This is a genomic window from Clostridium sp. ATCC BAA-442 (assembly GCF_964239415.1).
GTDB classification, from domain to species: Bacteria; Bacillota; Clostridia; order Oscillospirales; family Oscillospiraceae; genus Flavonifractor; species Flavonifractor plautii.
The window spans coordinates 48812-62840 of the sequence record NZ_CAXSQB010000016.1; the positions used below are offsets into that span (position 1 = coordinate 48812).

Sequence of the window (14029 nt, forward strand, 5' to 3'; positions counted from 1 at the left end):
CTCCCAGCATGCCCGAAAACCCGCCTGTCTTGCGGCCGGCGGAGAAAAACACCGGATGTAAATATTCAGTTCTGCCCATTTGTGTTTGCATGAATGGGCGAATATGCCCATTTAAGTTTAAGGAGGGGATCACGATGAAAGACACCATACCCCCGCTGACCAGCCTGGACCGGATCTCCAACCAGGTGATCTGGAAGGGGTGCGGCTACAGCGATGACGACATGGACCGGCCCATCATCGGCATCGCCAACGCCATGTCCGATATGGTGCCCGGCCATACCGTTCTGGACCAGGTGGCCCGGCAGGTAAAGTACGGCATCTACCGGGCGGGAGGCACGCCGGCGGAGTTTGGCACCATCGCCTGTTGCGACGGACTGGCGGGCGGCCACAGCGGCAACAACTATGTGCTGCCTTCCCGGGACAGCATCGCCGACAGCATTGAGATCATTGCCCGGGCCCACCGGCTGGACGGCCTGGTGCTGCTGGGCAGCTGTGACAAGATCGTGCCCGGCATGCTGATGGCCGCCGCCCGGCTGGACCTGCCCTGCATCTTCGTGCCCGGTGGTAGCATGTTCTCCGGCCCCGGCTACGCCGATCAGGAGACCTCGGACACCACCAGCGTCAGCGAGGCCATGGGACGGCTCCAGGTGGGGGAGATGGACGAGGCGGGGGTGCGGCGGTTGGGCCATGTGTGCGCCCCCACCTGCGGCTCCTGCCAGTTCATGGGCACCGCCAACAGCATGTGCTGCCTGGCCGAGGCTCTGGGCATGACCTTGCCGGGCGGAGCGGCGATCCCTGCCGTGTTCAATGAGCGGCTGCGCTGCGCCCTGCGCAGCGGCCAGCAGATCGTGGACATGGTGCACCGGGGCATCACACCCCGGAAGATCATGACCTGGGAGGCTCTGGAGAACGCCATCATGCTGATGATGGCGGTGGGGGGCTCCAGCAACACCGTCATCCACAGCTGCGCCCTAGCCCACGAGCTGGGCTTTGACACAAAGGACGTGCTGGACGCCTTTGACCGGTTCAGCGAGACCATCCCCCTGCTGGTGAAGATTAACCCCGCCACCCACCGGTACGACGCGGTGGACTTCTACTATGCCGGCGGGGTGACCCAGGTGCTGCGGCAGTTGGGAGAAAAACTCCACCGGGAGGCCCTCACCGTTACCGGGCGCACCATCGGGGAGGAGGTGGACGCCTATCGCAGTCCCTATCTGCCCAACGATGAGCTGATCCGTCCTCTGGACCGGCCCCACAGCACCCTGGGCGGGCTGGCCATCCTCCGGGGCAATCTGGCCCCGGACACCGGCGTATCCAAGCCTGCCGCCATCCATCCGGACGTGCGCCGCTTTACCGGCAAGGCCATCTGCTTTGACTCGGAGGACGCCTGCGTGGAGGCCATTGAGGCCCGGAGGGTCCACCCCGGCCATGTGGTGGTCATCCGCTACGAGGGCCCCAGGGGAGGACCGGGCATGAAGGAGCTGTACAAGCCCATGAAGACCCTCTACGGCCAGGGCTTGGCCCGGTCCACCGCCGTCATCACCGACGGACGCTTCTCGGGCACCAACAACGGCTGCTTTGTAGGGCACATCTCCCCGGAGGCCGCCGCCGGCGGACCTCTGGCGCTGGTGGAGGACGGAGACGAGATCACCATCGACGTGGAACAGAAGACCCTGGAGCTCCATGTCAGCGAGGAGGAGATGGCCCGCCGCCGGGCGGCGTGGCGTTATCAGCCTCCCAGGCTGATAGGCTATCTGGCCCGCTACGCGGCCATGGTCAGCTCCGCCGACCGGGGCGGCATCCTTATCCCCGGAGAGACAGGAGGAATGGAACATGAAACCGCTGAATGAATACGGCATTGATCACGTGGGCTTCATCGTGCCCGACCTGGAGGAGGCGGTGCGCCATGTGGAGGAACAATACGGCGTCAAAAGCGTGGTGCGCATGTCGCCCTACCTCCAGCACGCCTGGACCAGGGGCGTGTACCACCCCCAGCAGTGCAAGTGCGCCATGGTCACCCTGGCCGACCACTCCTGCAAGCTGGAATTTCTGGAGCCGGTGACCGAGGGGGGCTACCACTGGGACTACATCCAGGCCGGAGGCAGAGGCATCAACCACATCTGCTTCAAGGTCCACGACTTTGACCACTGGCAGGAGCACTTCCGGGCCCTGGGTCACAACCTGTTCTTCGGCTATGAGGACGAGGACCAGGAGAACGGCTACCGCCGCTGCCTGTATGCCAGGGATCCGGTGCTGGACATGGTGTATGAGATCAAGGAGATCAACCGCTACCGCGACGCCAACGGCGTGCTGGAGGAGGGAAAGGGATGAAGAGGATCGGATTCATCGGCCTGGGCTCCATGGGCCTGAGCATGGCACTCAACCTGCGGAAAGCCGGCTTTGAGGTGATGGGCTTCAACCGCACACGGGAGAAGGAGGCACCTCTGCTCCAGGCCGGAGGCCTGCCCGCTAAAAGCCTGAAGGCGGTGGGGGAGCAGTGTGAGGTGCTGGTACTCTGCCTACCCACCGACGGGGTGGTGCGGGAGATGATGCTGGGTGAGGGGGGCGCCCTTACCGGAAACACCCGGGTCCGCTGGGTGGTGGATTGCAGCACCATCGACGTCACCGCCGCCAGGCAGCTGGGGGACGACCTACTGGAGCGGGGGGTGTGGTATTTTGATTCCCCGGTGAGCGGCGGACCTCAGGGGGCCAGAGACGGCACCCTCACCATCATGGTGGGAGGTGACCAGGCCCAAATGGAGGAGATCCTGCCGGTGTACCAGGTTATGGGCCGCAACATCGTCCACGTGGGGCCCAACGGATCCGCCCAGCAGTTCAAGCTCATCAACCAGATCCTTACCTGGGTGAATCACGCCGTCATCTGCGAGGCGGCGGCCCTGGCCAAGCGGGCAGGGCTGGACGAGGACAAACTGTACGACTGCCTCATGACCTCCTACGGCTACAGCAAGGTGCTGGAGGTAACCTACAAAGGCCACATCCAGCCCCTAAACTTTGAAAACCCCACCGGTATGAAGATGATGTGCAAGGACCTGACCCTGGCCCAGCACTTTGCCCACGATTACGGCGCCCAATTACCCATGACTGACAAGGCCATGGAGCTATATCAAAAGGCGCTGGATGACGGATACGACGGCTGCGATCAATGCGTAATCCTCAAGCAACTGTTGCAGGCATAGTGGATTGTCGAACTGAGTGCAACAGGAGTTGAGCCAGAAGCCCTATGATTCCTGAGCAGGGACAAGCGGGCTTGCCAATGGCAGGTCCGCTTTTACTTGCGTAAATAGGAATCATAGTACCTCGGTATGGGAAACCAAGGAAGTTTTGTCCCTTGCCGTCTACCCACCCAATCTTGTAATATTATGGAAATATTTATAAAAGGTGTTTTTATGCAAACACAGAAATTTTCTTGCGCAACATCTTTAGTGCAACTCGTCCCAATATCCGCCCCCTTGTTCTTGCTCTAAACATTACCAAGAATCTCTTATTGTAAGCGTAAAACAAGCGGCCGGGTATACAGATAGGATAAAATAGTCTTGAGAAATCCTGAGAAAACTCAGGATTTCTCAAGACTATTTTGTCGTAAGGAAGCCATCTGGATGGGTGCGTGGGAAATGAAACGGCAGGCGGCGCTGGTGGGATGGGCAAAACGAGTACGGGAGTGCCGGAGCAGTGGGATGTCGGTCACAATGTAGTGTGAGGAGCAGGGGATAGAGCGGTAGACCTATTATCGGTGGGAACGAGAAGTGCTGAAGATGGCAGGAGAAAACAGGCTCCCGGAGGCAAAGGCAGAATTTGCGCAGCTCATCCCAGCGAAAATGGAGGAGGACTCGGGTGCAAAGATAGGTGTCCGAGTAAGGCAGGCAACGGTGGATATCTATCCTGGGGCGGATCTGGAGATGGTAGCGGCGTTGTATATGGTATTATGTCATGTTGAATGATTTTCCTGGAGCGGAAGTCTCAAAGTCAAACCAGCGGATGGGTGTGGGCGCGCCAACGATGCCTCGCTTAACCTGATCTACCTCCACTTCGGAAAGCTGCTTGTCAAAGAACTGCACTCCCCTTAAGTAGCCCTCCATCCCAGGGCAGAACAGGATATCTCCCCATAGCTTTGCTGGTGTTTTTTGAAAGACAGAATATACTTGGGTCTGCATTCCGTTGATATAGAAGAATATCTGTCCTTGGTTGTTGTAGGTGATGGCTACATGGTTCCATTCATGGCGGAGGATAGGATATCGGTCAGCGTAACAGATCAGGTCTGTGTAGCCTTTGAGCCAGAACACCAGTCGGTCATCCATTAAATCCAGCGAGAGTGCATCCATACCATCCAGCAGTCGCGCATTGGGGTTATCCAGCCAAAACCAGAGCGCCAGAGAAAAGTCTTGGCTTCCATTCGGACGGAAGCCCCAAATTGCAGCTCGAATAGCGGGCAAAACTCTCTCGACGCAGATAGAGCGCGGTATATTGAGGGGAATAGTGATAACTCATAGCAATTATCATCATCTATATTATGTTTTGTTTAAGATAGTTGCTTGTGATTCGCAATACTCTTAATTAGAGTAAGGGATAGGACTAATCTTAGCCTATCTACCCAGTGCTCAATAGGGCCTTAATAGGAGCATTCCCTGTAGGATGTTGACCAGGATCCAACCAATGATACTAGGACGTACTTGGGGTTGCACCATTACGAATGGGTTCACCAAATTGGGTCTTGTGATTATATTCGGGGGGCTCTAGTTGGTGTCTTGGCTGGTGTTAAGGTGAATAGAACGGAACTTATATATACAGAAGATAGTATAATTTTATACTAGACTACAAATTCTGTCAATTGAAGTCTTGCTTTGGGATATAGATGGAATGAAAAAGGAAAACGTTAATTCCGTCGAATAGTATAGATTTCTGCGTGGACTTAGCCGCTAAAATGTGGTATAATATTACACAAAATATAACACCAAATATTATCTGCAGATGCTTCCTGACCTTTGGGATGGCTAATGCGGGAAAATGATGGTACCGGAGGCAAGCCATGTCGAAAAAATATAAGAAGCAGGGGCAAAAGCCCCTACCGACATCCACACCAATCCTTCCAGAGTTGGATGAGGTGTCTGCACAGGAATCGGTAGCTGTGATACAGAGTGTACGGATTGACTATAAGCGATTGGGGATAGGGGCAATGTGTGCCCTCTTATTTTTTCTAAGCCTATGTTTTACTGCGCCATCTACGATCAAAGTGGTGGCTATAACAGGGATAGTGGCGGCAATTTTTGCAATCTTTTTTCGCTTCTCGCAGTTTTGCAGTCGTATAACAATCCCATTTTTGATACTATTCGCCTGGGTTTTGATGAATGGAATCTCCACACTTTACGCTACGTCAGGTAAATTTGCTCTTTCTGAATTTCTTAAAGTCTTGATTTCATTCTGCGGTGCTGTCCTAATTCTCTCATTCTCAAATGGCAGTGGACAATCTCTGGGGCGTGGTGTAGCTACTATGCTGGAGGGTGGTATAGCCCTAGTGGCTCTTGTTAGCATCGATTTGCTCTCCACCCGCCTGTTAAGTACTCCGGTGCTTGGGCTTCTAGAACTATTTTCGGACGACTATGCCAACCTCATTCCGGTGGAGGTCGGTATCCGTATGAACTCTTTATTGGGAAACCCGAACATCTTTGCAGGGTGTGTTGGACTAGGAGTAATTCTTTCGCTCGGACTAGCAGTATCCAGCGAAAGAGTCGGATCGCGACGATTCCATTTGGTTTGCCTGTTCCTTAACGCGATGGGCTTTATCTTAGCCTTCAGCATGGGTGCCAGCGGTATGATTATGTTGGCCTTCTTGGTATATTTGCTCTTGGAACGGGGAGAACGTCGGGGGAAGTTGCTTGTATTAATGGTAGAGACGCTGATAGTGTCCATGATCGCGGCCTTCCTCGTTTCTTACTCATCCCTGACCGAATGGACGGGGATACAGCCCATTCCATTGCTCTGCGCTGTTGCTGGCTCAGGTTTGCTTTGTCTGCTGGATCAGCTATTAGGACAGCATGTGGGACAGCTATTGGGACAACATGGGAAAATGATTCCGCTATTGATTGGCGCTTTAGTTGCATTGATGGCGGTATTTGTCCTGTTGGCACTTCAGCTGACTGGACCGGCAACGATTCAGGAGGGGGAAACCCTGCGGCGGTCGGCCTATCCTGATGCCGGAACCTATACACTTTCTATTCGCAGTAATGGCAACCCACAGGTCACCATTGAGAGCCAGAACCGACAGGATACTATGATGCACACCAGCACAATACTTTACCAAGGTTCAGCAGCGGAGGCATCGTTTACTGTAGCACAGCGGATAGCATGGTGGTTTATTTTAACCTCTCAGGCGGACCGCTCTATTTGGAGGAGGTCACATATGAGGGGACGGGAGGCAATGGGAAGTTGCCCTTGGAGTACAAGCTTCTGCCTGATTTTATAGCGAATCGCCTCCAGGGGCTCTTTGCCAACCAGAATGCCATTCAGCGGTTGGTATTCTTTGAGGATGGCATGAAGCTTTTCCGACGGAGCCCGGTGGTCGGCTTGGGTATGGGTGCCTTTGAGAATGGTATTGCCAGTGTGCAGTCCTTCTTTTATGAGACAAAATATGCCCATAACCACTATGTCCAATCTTTAGTAGAGACAGGAGTTCTTGGATTGCTCCTTTTTTTGGCGGTTTTAGTGACATCAGGATTGGCGGTGTTATCAAGCTGGCGGCGCCCCAAGGACGAGTCCCATCCAATGACAGCGGCCTTGGGGGCAGCCTTGGTGTTCATGGCAGGCCACGCCTCTGTAGAGGTCATATTCTCAGCTCACGCCTACCTCCCTATTGCATTAGGGGTATTGTCCCTCATTAGCTTGTGCTGTGGTGCGTCCCTACGCCTGCACCCAACACGTGAGGTGGTTAGCAAGTGGTTCAGTGTGCTATTGGCGGCTCTACTGGCAGCCTTTGCGGTTCTTTTGGGGGGCAACATGCGCGCCCAGGCGCTTGTGAATAGATCGCCTACATTTGACAGTCTAGAGAAGGCTATCCGGCTAGATCGGTTTGAGTGGGCGGATTACATGCTCTCATACGTCTACAGCGCCCAATCTCTGGATAGTTTTAACGAGGATATCCTCCAGCAGGCGGAGACTTACGCCGCACGGCTATCCCAAGTAGACTCCAACATCATCCCCCTCTACTTAGCGGACTACTACTTCACCATGGAACAGCCTGTGAGCGGGATGCAGATGCTCCAAAAATATGTCTCCTACGTGGCGGCCAACCCGGAAACCTGGCATTCCGCATTTCAAATGTTGCGAACGTATCAGGAGGATACCCAGGAATACCGGGAGGGAATACTTCACTTGGCTCAAATGCTTCAGGATTGGAATACGGTAAATATGGGAACGATCACTCTAACAGAGGATGAAACAGCCCTTATTGCGTGGGCAGAGTCCTAAAAGAGAAAAAGACTGTCTGCGGAGCGGAAGGTTCTGCGGACAGTCTTTTTCATGTGGTCCCTTGGTAAAAGAACTCCATCTTGAGGGGTTACACCTAAAAAATTTTCGTAAGGCCGATGTTATTAGCCGAATCGGTTGAAAAGGTAGAAAAAGAGCATGTACTGGAGCCGACCATATGCGGCTTCCAGTACATGCTCTCAAAATAAGTAATTTTACATTATGAGATCTGTTCCAGTGAATATACCTTCTCCGGCTCATCCAGGGGAACTACCTGATGATAGAGCTCCATAATCTGGGGTAGCACCTGAGGCAAAGTGTAGGGGGTGATGGCCTCTTGCCCTGCCTGGCCGAGGCGGCGGGCCAGGCCCGGCTCGGCCAGCAGGCGCTGCACCTGTGCAGCGCACCCCTCTGCCATCCTGTGAGGTGAAAAGAGAAGACCGGCATGACTACTGCCCAGCAAATCGGCATGGCCCTTAATATCGCTGGCGACGATGGGGAGACCATAATACATCGCCTCCATCAAATGGAATGGTAGTCCCTCGCTCTGGCTGGGGGACACAACGCAGTCTGCCATAGCGTACCACAGGGGCATATCGTCCACATGACCTGGAAAGGCGACCCGCTGTTCTACACCCAATGTCCTGGCCAGTTGAATGCACGTATCCCGGAGGGCTCCATCGCCGGGCAACAATAGCCCAACCTGCTCGGGCAGAAAGCTGAGGGCCCGGAGTAACTCCGCTTGGTTTTTTCGTGGAGAAAACTCCGCGCCGAAGAGAAGGAGAAATTGATCCTGGCGGAATCCAAGCTGTGTTCGGAAGAAAGCGGCCTCCTGGAGAGATACCTGCGGAAGATGGCTGGGATCTACCCCCATTCCTGGAATTTCGATGATCCGTCTACCGTAACGGTGGGCTTTGGCATAAGCGGTATCCCAGTGATTCATTGTCATCAAAAGGTCGGTCACCGGGGCAGTGAGTCTCTCTGCCGTCCCCAGCAGAAGTTCCTCCTTCGGAGTGCTATGCTCACCAAAGAGGTATCCATGAACCGTACAGGCCACAGCTGGCCGTCGGCGAAGCCCCAGAATTGCCGCACGCGTAAAAAAGGAGGCCAGAGCGGTATGGCAACTGACTAGCGTATACCGGTTCGCCCGGATAAGGCCGCGGAGCAAACGGGTAGCCCGCACATTCTGGGAGGAGGTCATCTTTTTCTCAAACGGGATATGTATGACCCGATCTGCTTCCGGGATTTCCATTGGGCGGCCGCCGCATCCAACATCCACGCCCCATCCCCGGCGTTTGAACTCCTGCAAATAAGGACGGTGGAAGTTTACAATATGGGAGTATGTCGATGCAGTAAAAAGAACCCGGTGCATGGCACAGTCCTCCAAGAAAAGTATGAGGTCATTATAGCACATTTGTTGGTCGACGTCTATGGGAACCAGTACCGCCGCCCCGCGTTTGCGGGTATTGCAAAAGCAATCGGCCCCCTGCCATTGGGAGGGATGTTTTATGGCAACATACACGTCAAACTATCAACTGCACCAGTGGGAGCCCAGAGATGCGTTTCTGCGGACGGATTTCAATTCGGATTTTCAGAAAATCGACCAGTCGTTAGCGCAGGTCAGGGCCCTGGCAGGGGAAAAGTGCTCCGCAGTGGCCGGCTCCTATACTGGTGACGGCGCGGCCATACGGGAGATACGGCTGGGTTTTCATCCATTGGTGGTATTGCTGGAGATCAGCTTTGGTAAGCGGCCGGCCGTAGACTACTACATGTACGGCGGGCTGGCGGTGCGTGGCGGAGGCCTGTCCCACTCGTCCAATACGGCCCTATGCTTGACGGAAAATGGCTTCACCGTCACTAGTGGAGCGGAGTGCGGCACTAACACCCAGGGCTACACCTACCGCTACCTGGCCATTTGGGCAGGCGAGTAATAAGAAGTGCGCCCCCGAGCCAGACGGCTCGGGGGCGGACTATTGTTAGGAGAAAATCTCGAAGATCGTGGTTACTCGTCCTTGATCTTCAGGGTGACAGTATACGTCTGAGTCTCCAGATCGGCACCCTTGGCGGTGAACTTGACGTAACCGCCATTCTTTACGTTGCCGATGGTAAAGGTATCGCCGGACTTGCTGGTGCTCAGAGTGTCGGCACCCTTGGTGTAGTTCACACCAACAGCGGGCTTCACGGTGAAGGTGACGTTCTTAGCGCCCTGCTCAACCTCGAGCTCGATGTTAGTATCATCCGTAGTCACCCTAATGGTCTTGGTGTCCTGGTCGATCTCATAGGTACCAGACACGCTCAGAGTGGCCTTCTCAGGCTCGGTGGCTCCCACGGGGGCCTTCTCATTCGCCACAAACTTGTTGGCGGTCTCATCATAGGTGAAGGTCAGGCCAGCGATGTCCTTGGGCTGAACCTGGGTGCTCTCGTCACTGTAGACGAAGTTGGCGTTCGCGGCAAGCACAGTGGCGTTCGCGCCGAAGATAACCTTCGCGCCAGCCTCGCCGGACAGCTTAGACAGGTCAGTGTCCGCGCCGTTCAGGGTCAGAGTACCCTTGACAGTCAGAGTGTAGCTACTAGCAGCCAGCTTGCCGTTGATGACAACGGACTCGCCCGCCTCCACAGAGGCATTCTTAGTCAGGGTCACATCGCCCGCGAAGTCGCCGGTCAGCTTGTCGTCAACCTTAACCTCGGAGTCAGCATCCTTGATCTCTACGTCGGCGCCGGCCTCAGCATTCAGAGTGCCGTCCATCTTATCGGCGGTCAGCTTGCCGCCCGCAGCCACAAGAACGTCGGTAGCGGTCACGTCGTTCGCAACTACCTTGCCGTCGGCCTTCACGTCAACCTTGGCAACGTCAACGCCGGTGTTGCCAGCGGCCATCGCCAGGGTGCCGTTCACGACGGTCACAGTGTTGCCGGTGAGCTTACCGCCCACGGTCACGGAACCGGCAGAGCCAGACTTGCCGACGGTCAGGATGGACGCCACATCAATGTTGCCCCGGGCAACCAGAGAGTTGTCAGAGTAGTCATTGATGTTGTTGCAGTCGAAGTTCTCCGCCTCAATATGACCATAGACGGTCAGAGTATCGAGAACCACGTTGCCCTCGGCGTACACCTTGTTACCCGCGGCCACAGTCAGGGTCTTGCCACCGCTCTTCTCCACAATGTTACCCTCAACGGCAACCGTGGAGTCAATCTCGGTGTTGGTGTTCAGAACCAGGTTGCCGCCGATCTGAGTGTCGACGGTCATCTTGGCCTGCTCGTTGGTATAGTTGCCGCTGACCCACAGGGTGCCGTTACCGACCACAGGGAGCTTGTTACCAACAGAGCTGTCAGTCAGGTCGCCGTCCACAAAGAGGATGCGGCCCTCGGGAATAGTCAGGCGGTTGGAGTTGAAGTCGGCCAGATCGTAGTCATCGCGGATCAGAACGTTCTTGCCCTCGTCAAAGGCCTCGTAGATGTCCCGGGCGGTGTGGTAACCGTACAGGGTCACGAACTCGCCGTGGTTATCAAGGTTCCAGTCGAAATCGAAGCCGTCGCCGACACCGGGAGTGGTGCCGTCATACTCCCACACGAAAGCAGTGCGAACCTTGCTGTTGCTGTCCAGGATCAGAACCATGTTCCAATTCTTGGTGTTGAAGTCGGCAACCTTCACACCGTCCTCACCCTTGCGGGCGTCGGTCACGTCCCAGATGTTGACCTTATCCTTGTCGTAAGCATAGTACTGCTCACGGCCAGCGCCGGTGTTCAGGGCAACGGTACCAGCCTTCAGGCGGTAGCCGACGCCAGACACCATGCTATTGGTGCTCTTGGTCAGGGTGGCGATCTCCTTGCCGTCGATGGTGTAGGCATAGGCGCGGTTGAAGTCGGTGCTGTTCTTGAAGATGGAGTCAAAGTGATCCTTCTTCACGGTCAGAGTGCCGGCATCGCCGTTCTCAAACAGAACATTCAGGGTGACCTTGTCGTCGTTGGCGGTGCGGTTCGCACTCAGAACGTAAGCATAGTCGCGGGCGTTGATGATGTTGGCCTCGTCAAAGAGGATCACATCCGCCAGGTTGGTGCTCTTGTACTCGTACTCCTTCTTAGCGGAGTTGTAGCTGGTGGAAACCACGGTGGAAGCCAGGAAGTTCTGGCCCTCGGACACATTGGCCATCTTGTCATAGCCAATGGCCACGCCATAGTTATCCTTGTCCTCGTAGTAGAAGGCCACAGTATTCTTGTCGACGGCCACAGTATCGTTGACGCCGTAGTACACGCGGGCGTCACCGGTGCCATAGGCCTTGCTCAGCTCCTCAGTGAGGGTACTCAGAGTGGGAGTGTGGGTGCCGCTCAGATCAGCGTTGGTCACCTTATCCTCGTTCACTGCATAACCGTTGATGGCACCGATCACGTACTTAATGGTCAGCACGTCATCGTCGTTCTTGGTGTAGCAGATCACGCTGCCAGCAGCCTGGCCAGCCTTGTAATCCACAGCAGTAGCACTCTTATGAGCAAAGACATAGCTGCTGTCCACAGCCAGCCAGGGGCGGGTATCGGACTGATCGGTGTAGTCGGTGCCCATGAAGCCCTTCAGCTCAGTGATACCCTGATTCTTGGTGGCATTGTCGCCATACAGTTGCTCACCCAGGTTGGAAGCAGAGGCGGAGAAGTTGATGGAATAGGTGCCCTCGGTACCGTCGGCCAGAAGCACAGTCAGCTTGCCGGATGCATCGGAGCTGTACACGCCGGGGTCATAACCGGAATTCAGAACCAGGGCGTAGTTGGGGGCACTCTCCTCAGCGGGACGGAAAGCACGGACATAGCCATTGGAATCCAGGAAGAACTCATAGGAGGTCTTGAACTGAACACCGGTCAGCTTCTCGCAGAGCTCGATATCGAAGTCGATGATCTCGCCCACGCCGTTGGCAGAGGTCTCGGTCTCGGTCAGCTTGCCAATGTAGGAAGGCTTATACTCGGTGCCGCCCACCTCGATGTACTGGTTCTCCAGCTTGCTGGAGGAATAGGCCTCCATCTCGCCGGTAACAACCTGAGGAGCGGTGACATAGTAGCGGCCGCCATAGGTGATGGCCAGAACCACGTCATCAATCTCCAGATCCAGCCCGGTCACAATGTCATCGTTGTCGATGGCCTTGTTCTTGTTAAAGCCGATCAGAGTGGTGGTCTCCTTGGAGCTGCTGGTGCCGGAAACGACAGTCAGATCCTCCTTGGTGTACAGGACATAGTCCACGATGCCGTCGTTGTCGTTGTCGATGATCTCCATCTCAACGCCGTTGACGTTCTGATAGGCCTTCAGATCCTTCAGGCCAGTCACGCCCAGCTCGTTCAGAGCAGCAGACTGGGTCTTCTGATAGCCATAGTTCACATAGAACTGGGTGTTGTTGTCGAAGCTCAGGCCGGAACCCTTCAGGATGTCCTTGTTGGTTTCGTTGTTGTTGTTCACAACCTTAACAACATTGGCGTCATCCTTCAGAACCACGCCCAGAACCTCAGAGTCGGCCAGAACTGTGGTCTTGCGGATGTACATGGTCACGGTCTTGCCCATGTACTCCACAGGGGTGGTGACATTCATAGTGACGTCGGGCTGGGCAGTGCCGCTCATGCCGGTGTTGGTGCTCAGAGTGTTGGAGTCAAAGAGCATCACATCCTCCAGGCGGGTCTTGCCAGTGGCCAGAGCGTCATCCACGTCGGTGTTCATGAGCTGAGCCCACTCGTTACCGACAACCACACCCTCCAGCTTATACACGCCGTACATGGTGGACAGGATGGTGCGGTAATCCTTGAAGCCGATGGCGTAGCCGTTCTCGTACTTCTCAATCATCTCGATGTCCAGGGCGTTGTAGATCAGCAGGGCCGCGTTGTCGCGGGTCAGGGGCTCGGACACGGAAGCGGTGAGATTACGGAAGATGCCCAGCTTGGAGGCCAGGGCGTTGGTGTTGATCTCCCAGTCCGCGCCAGTGAGGCCCTCGATCTTGGGATCGTAGCCGGCGGCAACCAGCAGCATCTTGGCTGCCTCGGAGCCGGTTACACCCGCATCAGGGTCAAACTTGCCATTGCCACGACCAGCGATGATGCCGGTGGTGTAGCAATAGTTGATGTGGCCCTTGGCCCAGTGGCTGCTGATGTCAGTCAGGCCAGAGGGGCTGTTCTCATACAGAGCGCTGTTGTCAGCCCCCTGGTTCATGATGACGGAGATCATCTTCGCCATCTGCGCGCGATCCACACCCTCAGTAGGCGCAAAGGAACCATCGGGCTTGCCCTCGATGATGCCCAGCGTCGTGAGCATGGAAACCGCATCCTTGTTCACAATCTCATCCTTGTCGGTGAGATCGTTGTAGCCCGCAGCGGAGGCGGAGACAACCATCATACCAATGAGCATGATAGCTGCCAGAGCCAGGCTGAGAGCCCGCTTGAGGTTTCTCATTCGGATTTCCTCCTTATTTTTATTCGTCCGCGAAAGAAGAGGAAACCTCCCGTTTTTTGGGTATAAAAGGCGGAGTATAGGGCATTATTTAGTAGATCTTAGGTAGCCCGTTGGTAGCCTTGACATGAGTAGAAAATG

The 14029-nt window shown here is 55.4% G+C and carries 10 protein-coding genes; 7 read left to right on the forward strand and 3 right to left on the reverse strand.

Annotated elements, in window-relative coordinates; translation table 11 throughout:
• Nucleotides 1–134 precede the first annotated feature (134 nt).
• The 4 genes from ilvD to ACESY8_RS08970 all read left to right on the forward strand — a co-directional run bounded on the left by ilvD (nucleotide 135) and on the right by ACESY8_RS08970 (nucleotide 3959).
• Nucleotides 135–1850: a dihydroxy-acid dehydratase gene (ilvD, locus tag ACESY8_RS08955; protein ID WP_196011924.1), complete on the forward strand. Its 1716-nt coding sequence runs from the start codon at nucleotides 135–137 to the stop codon at nucleotides 1848–1850.
• Nucleotides 1834–2331: a VOC family protein gene (locus ACESY8_RS08960; protein WP_196011926.1), complete on the forward strand. Its 498-nt coding sequence runs from the start codon at nucleotides 1834–1836 to the stop codon at nucleotides 2329–2331. The genes ilvD and ACESY8_RS08960 overlap by 17 nt, the downstream gene beginning before the upstream one ends.
• Nucleotides 2328–3197 carry an NAD(P)-dependent oxidoreductase gene (locus ACESY8_RS08965; RefSeq protein WP_196011928.1) on the forward strand — a complete coding sequence of 290 codons (870 nt, stop codon included), beginning with the start codon at nucleotides 2328–2330 and terminating at the stop codon, nucleotides 3195–3197. Before ACESY8_RS08960 ends, ACESY8_RS08965 begins: the two co-directional genes overlap by 4 nt.
• Before the next feature lie 567 nt (nucleotides 3198–3764).
• Entirely contained in the window at nucleotides 3765–3959 is a 195-nt protein-coding gene (locus tag ACESY8_RS08970) for a hypothetical protein (protein ID WP_195307380.1), read from the forward strand.
• On the opposite strand, the gene ACESY8_RS08975 is transcribed toward ACESY8_RS08970, so the two are convergent.
• A complete protein-coding gene (locus tag ACESY8_RS08975) occupies nucleotides 3942–4451 on the reverse strand; it encodes a LamG-like jellyroll fold domain-containing protein (RefSeq protein WP_196011414.1) in 510 nt (169 codons plus the stop codon). The two genes, ACESY8_RS08970 and ACESY8_RS08975, sit on opposite strands and share 18 nt — an antisense overlap.
• A gap of 593 nt (nucleotides 4452–5044) precedes the next feature.
• Here ACESY8_RS08975 and ACESY8_RS08980 point away from each other — a divergent pair.
• Complete coding sequence (locus ACESY8_RS08980) at nucleotides 5045–6478, forward strand: O-antigen ligase family protein (protein ID WP_498794711.1); 1434 nt, start codon at nucleotides 5045–5047, stop codon at nucleotides 6476–6478.
• The gene (locus ACESY8_RS08985; protein WP_498794712.1) at nucleotides 6448–7479 is read left to right on the forward strand and encodes an O-antigen ligase family protein; all 1032 of its coding nucleotides are present in this window, start codon (nucleotides 6448–6450) and stop codon (nucleotides 7477–7479) included. Before ACESY8_RS08980 ends, ACESY8_RS08985 begins: the two co-directional genes overlap by 31 nt.
• A gap of 217 nt (nucleotides 7480–7696) precedes the next feature.
• On the opposite strand, the gene ACESY8_RS08990 is transcribed toward ACESY8_RS08985, so the two are convergent.
• Entirely contained in the window at nucleotides 7697–8848 is a 1152-nt protein-coding gene (locus ACESY8_RS08990) for a glycosyltransferase (protein ID WP_196011417.1), read from the reverse strand.
• 136 nt (nucleotides 8849–8984) lie between these two features.
• Here ACESY8_RS08990 and ACESY8_RS08995 point away from each other — a divergent pair, with 136 nt between their 5' ends.
• Nucleotides 8985–9407: a hypothetical protein gene (locus ACESY8_RS08995; RefSeq protein WP_196011419.1), complete on the forward strand. Its 423-nt coding sequence runs from the start codon at nucleotides 8985–8987 to the stop codon at nucleotides 9405–9407.
• A gap of 71 nt (nucleotides 9408–9478) precedes the next feature.
• Here ACESY8_RS08995 and ACESY8_RS09000 read toward each other — a convergent pair whose 3' ends face one another.
• Complete coding sequence (locus tag ACESY8_RS09000; protein ID WP_498794713.1) at nucleotides 9479–13891, reverse strand: S-layer homology domain-containing protein; 4413 nt, start codon at nucleotides 13889–13891, stop codon at nucleotides 9479–9481.
• Between the last annotated feature and the right edge of the window lie 138 nt (nucleotides 13892–14029).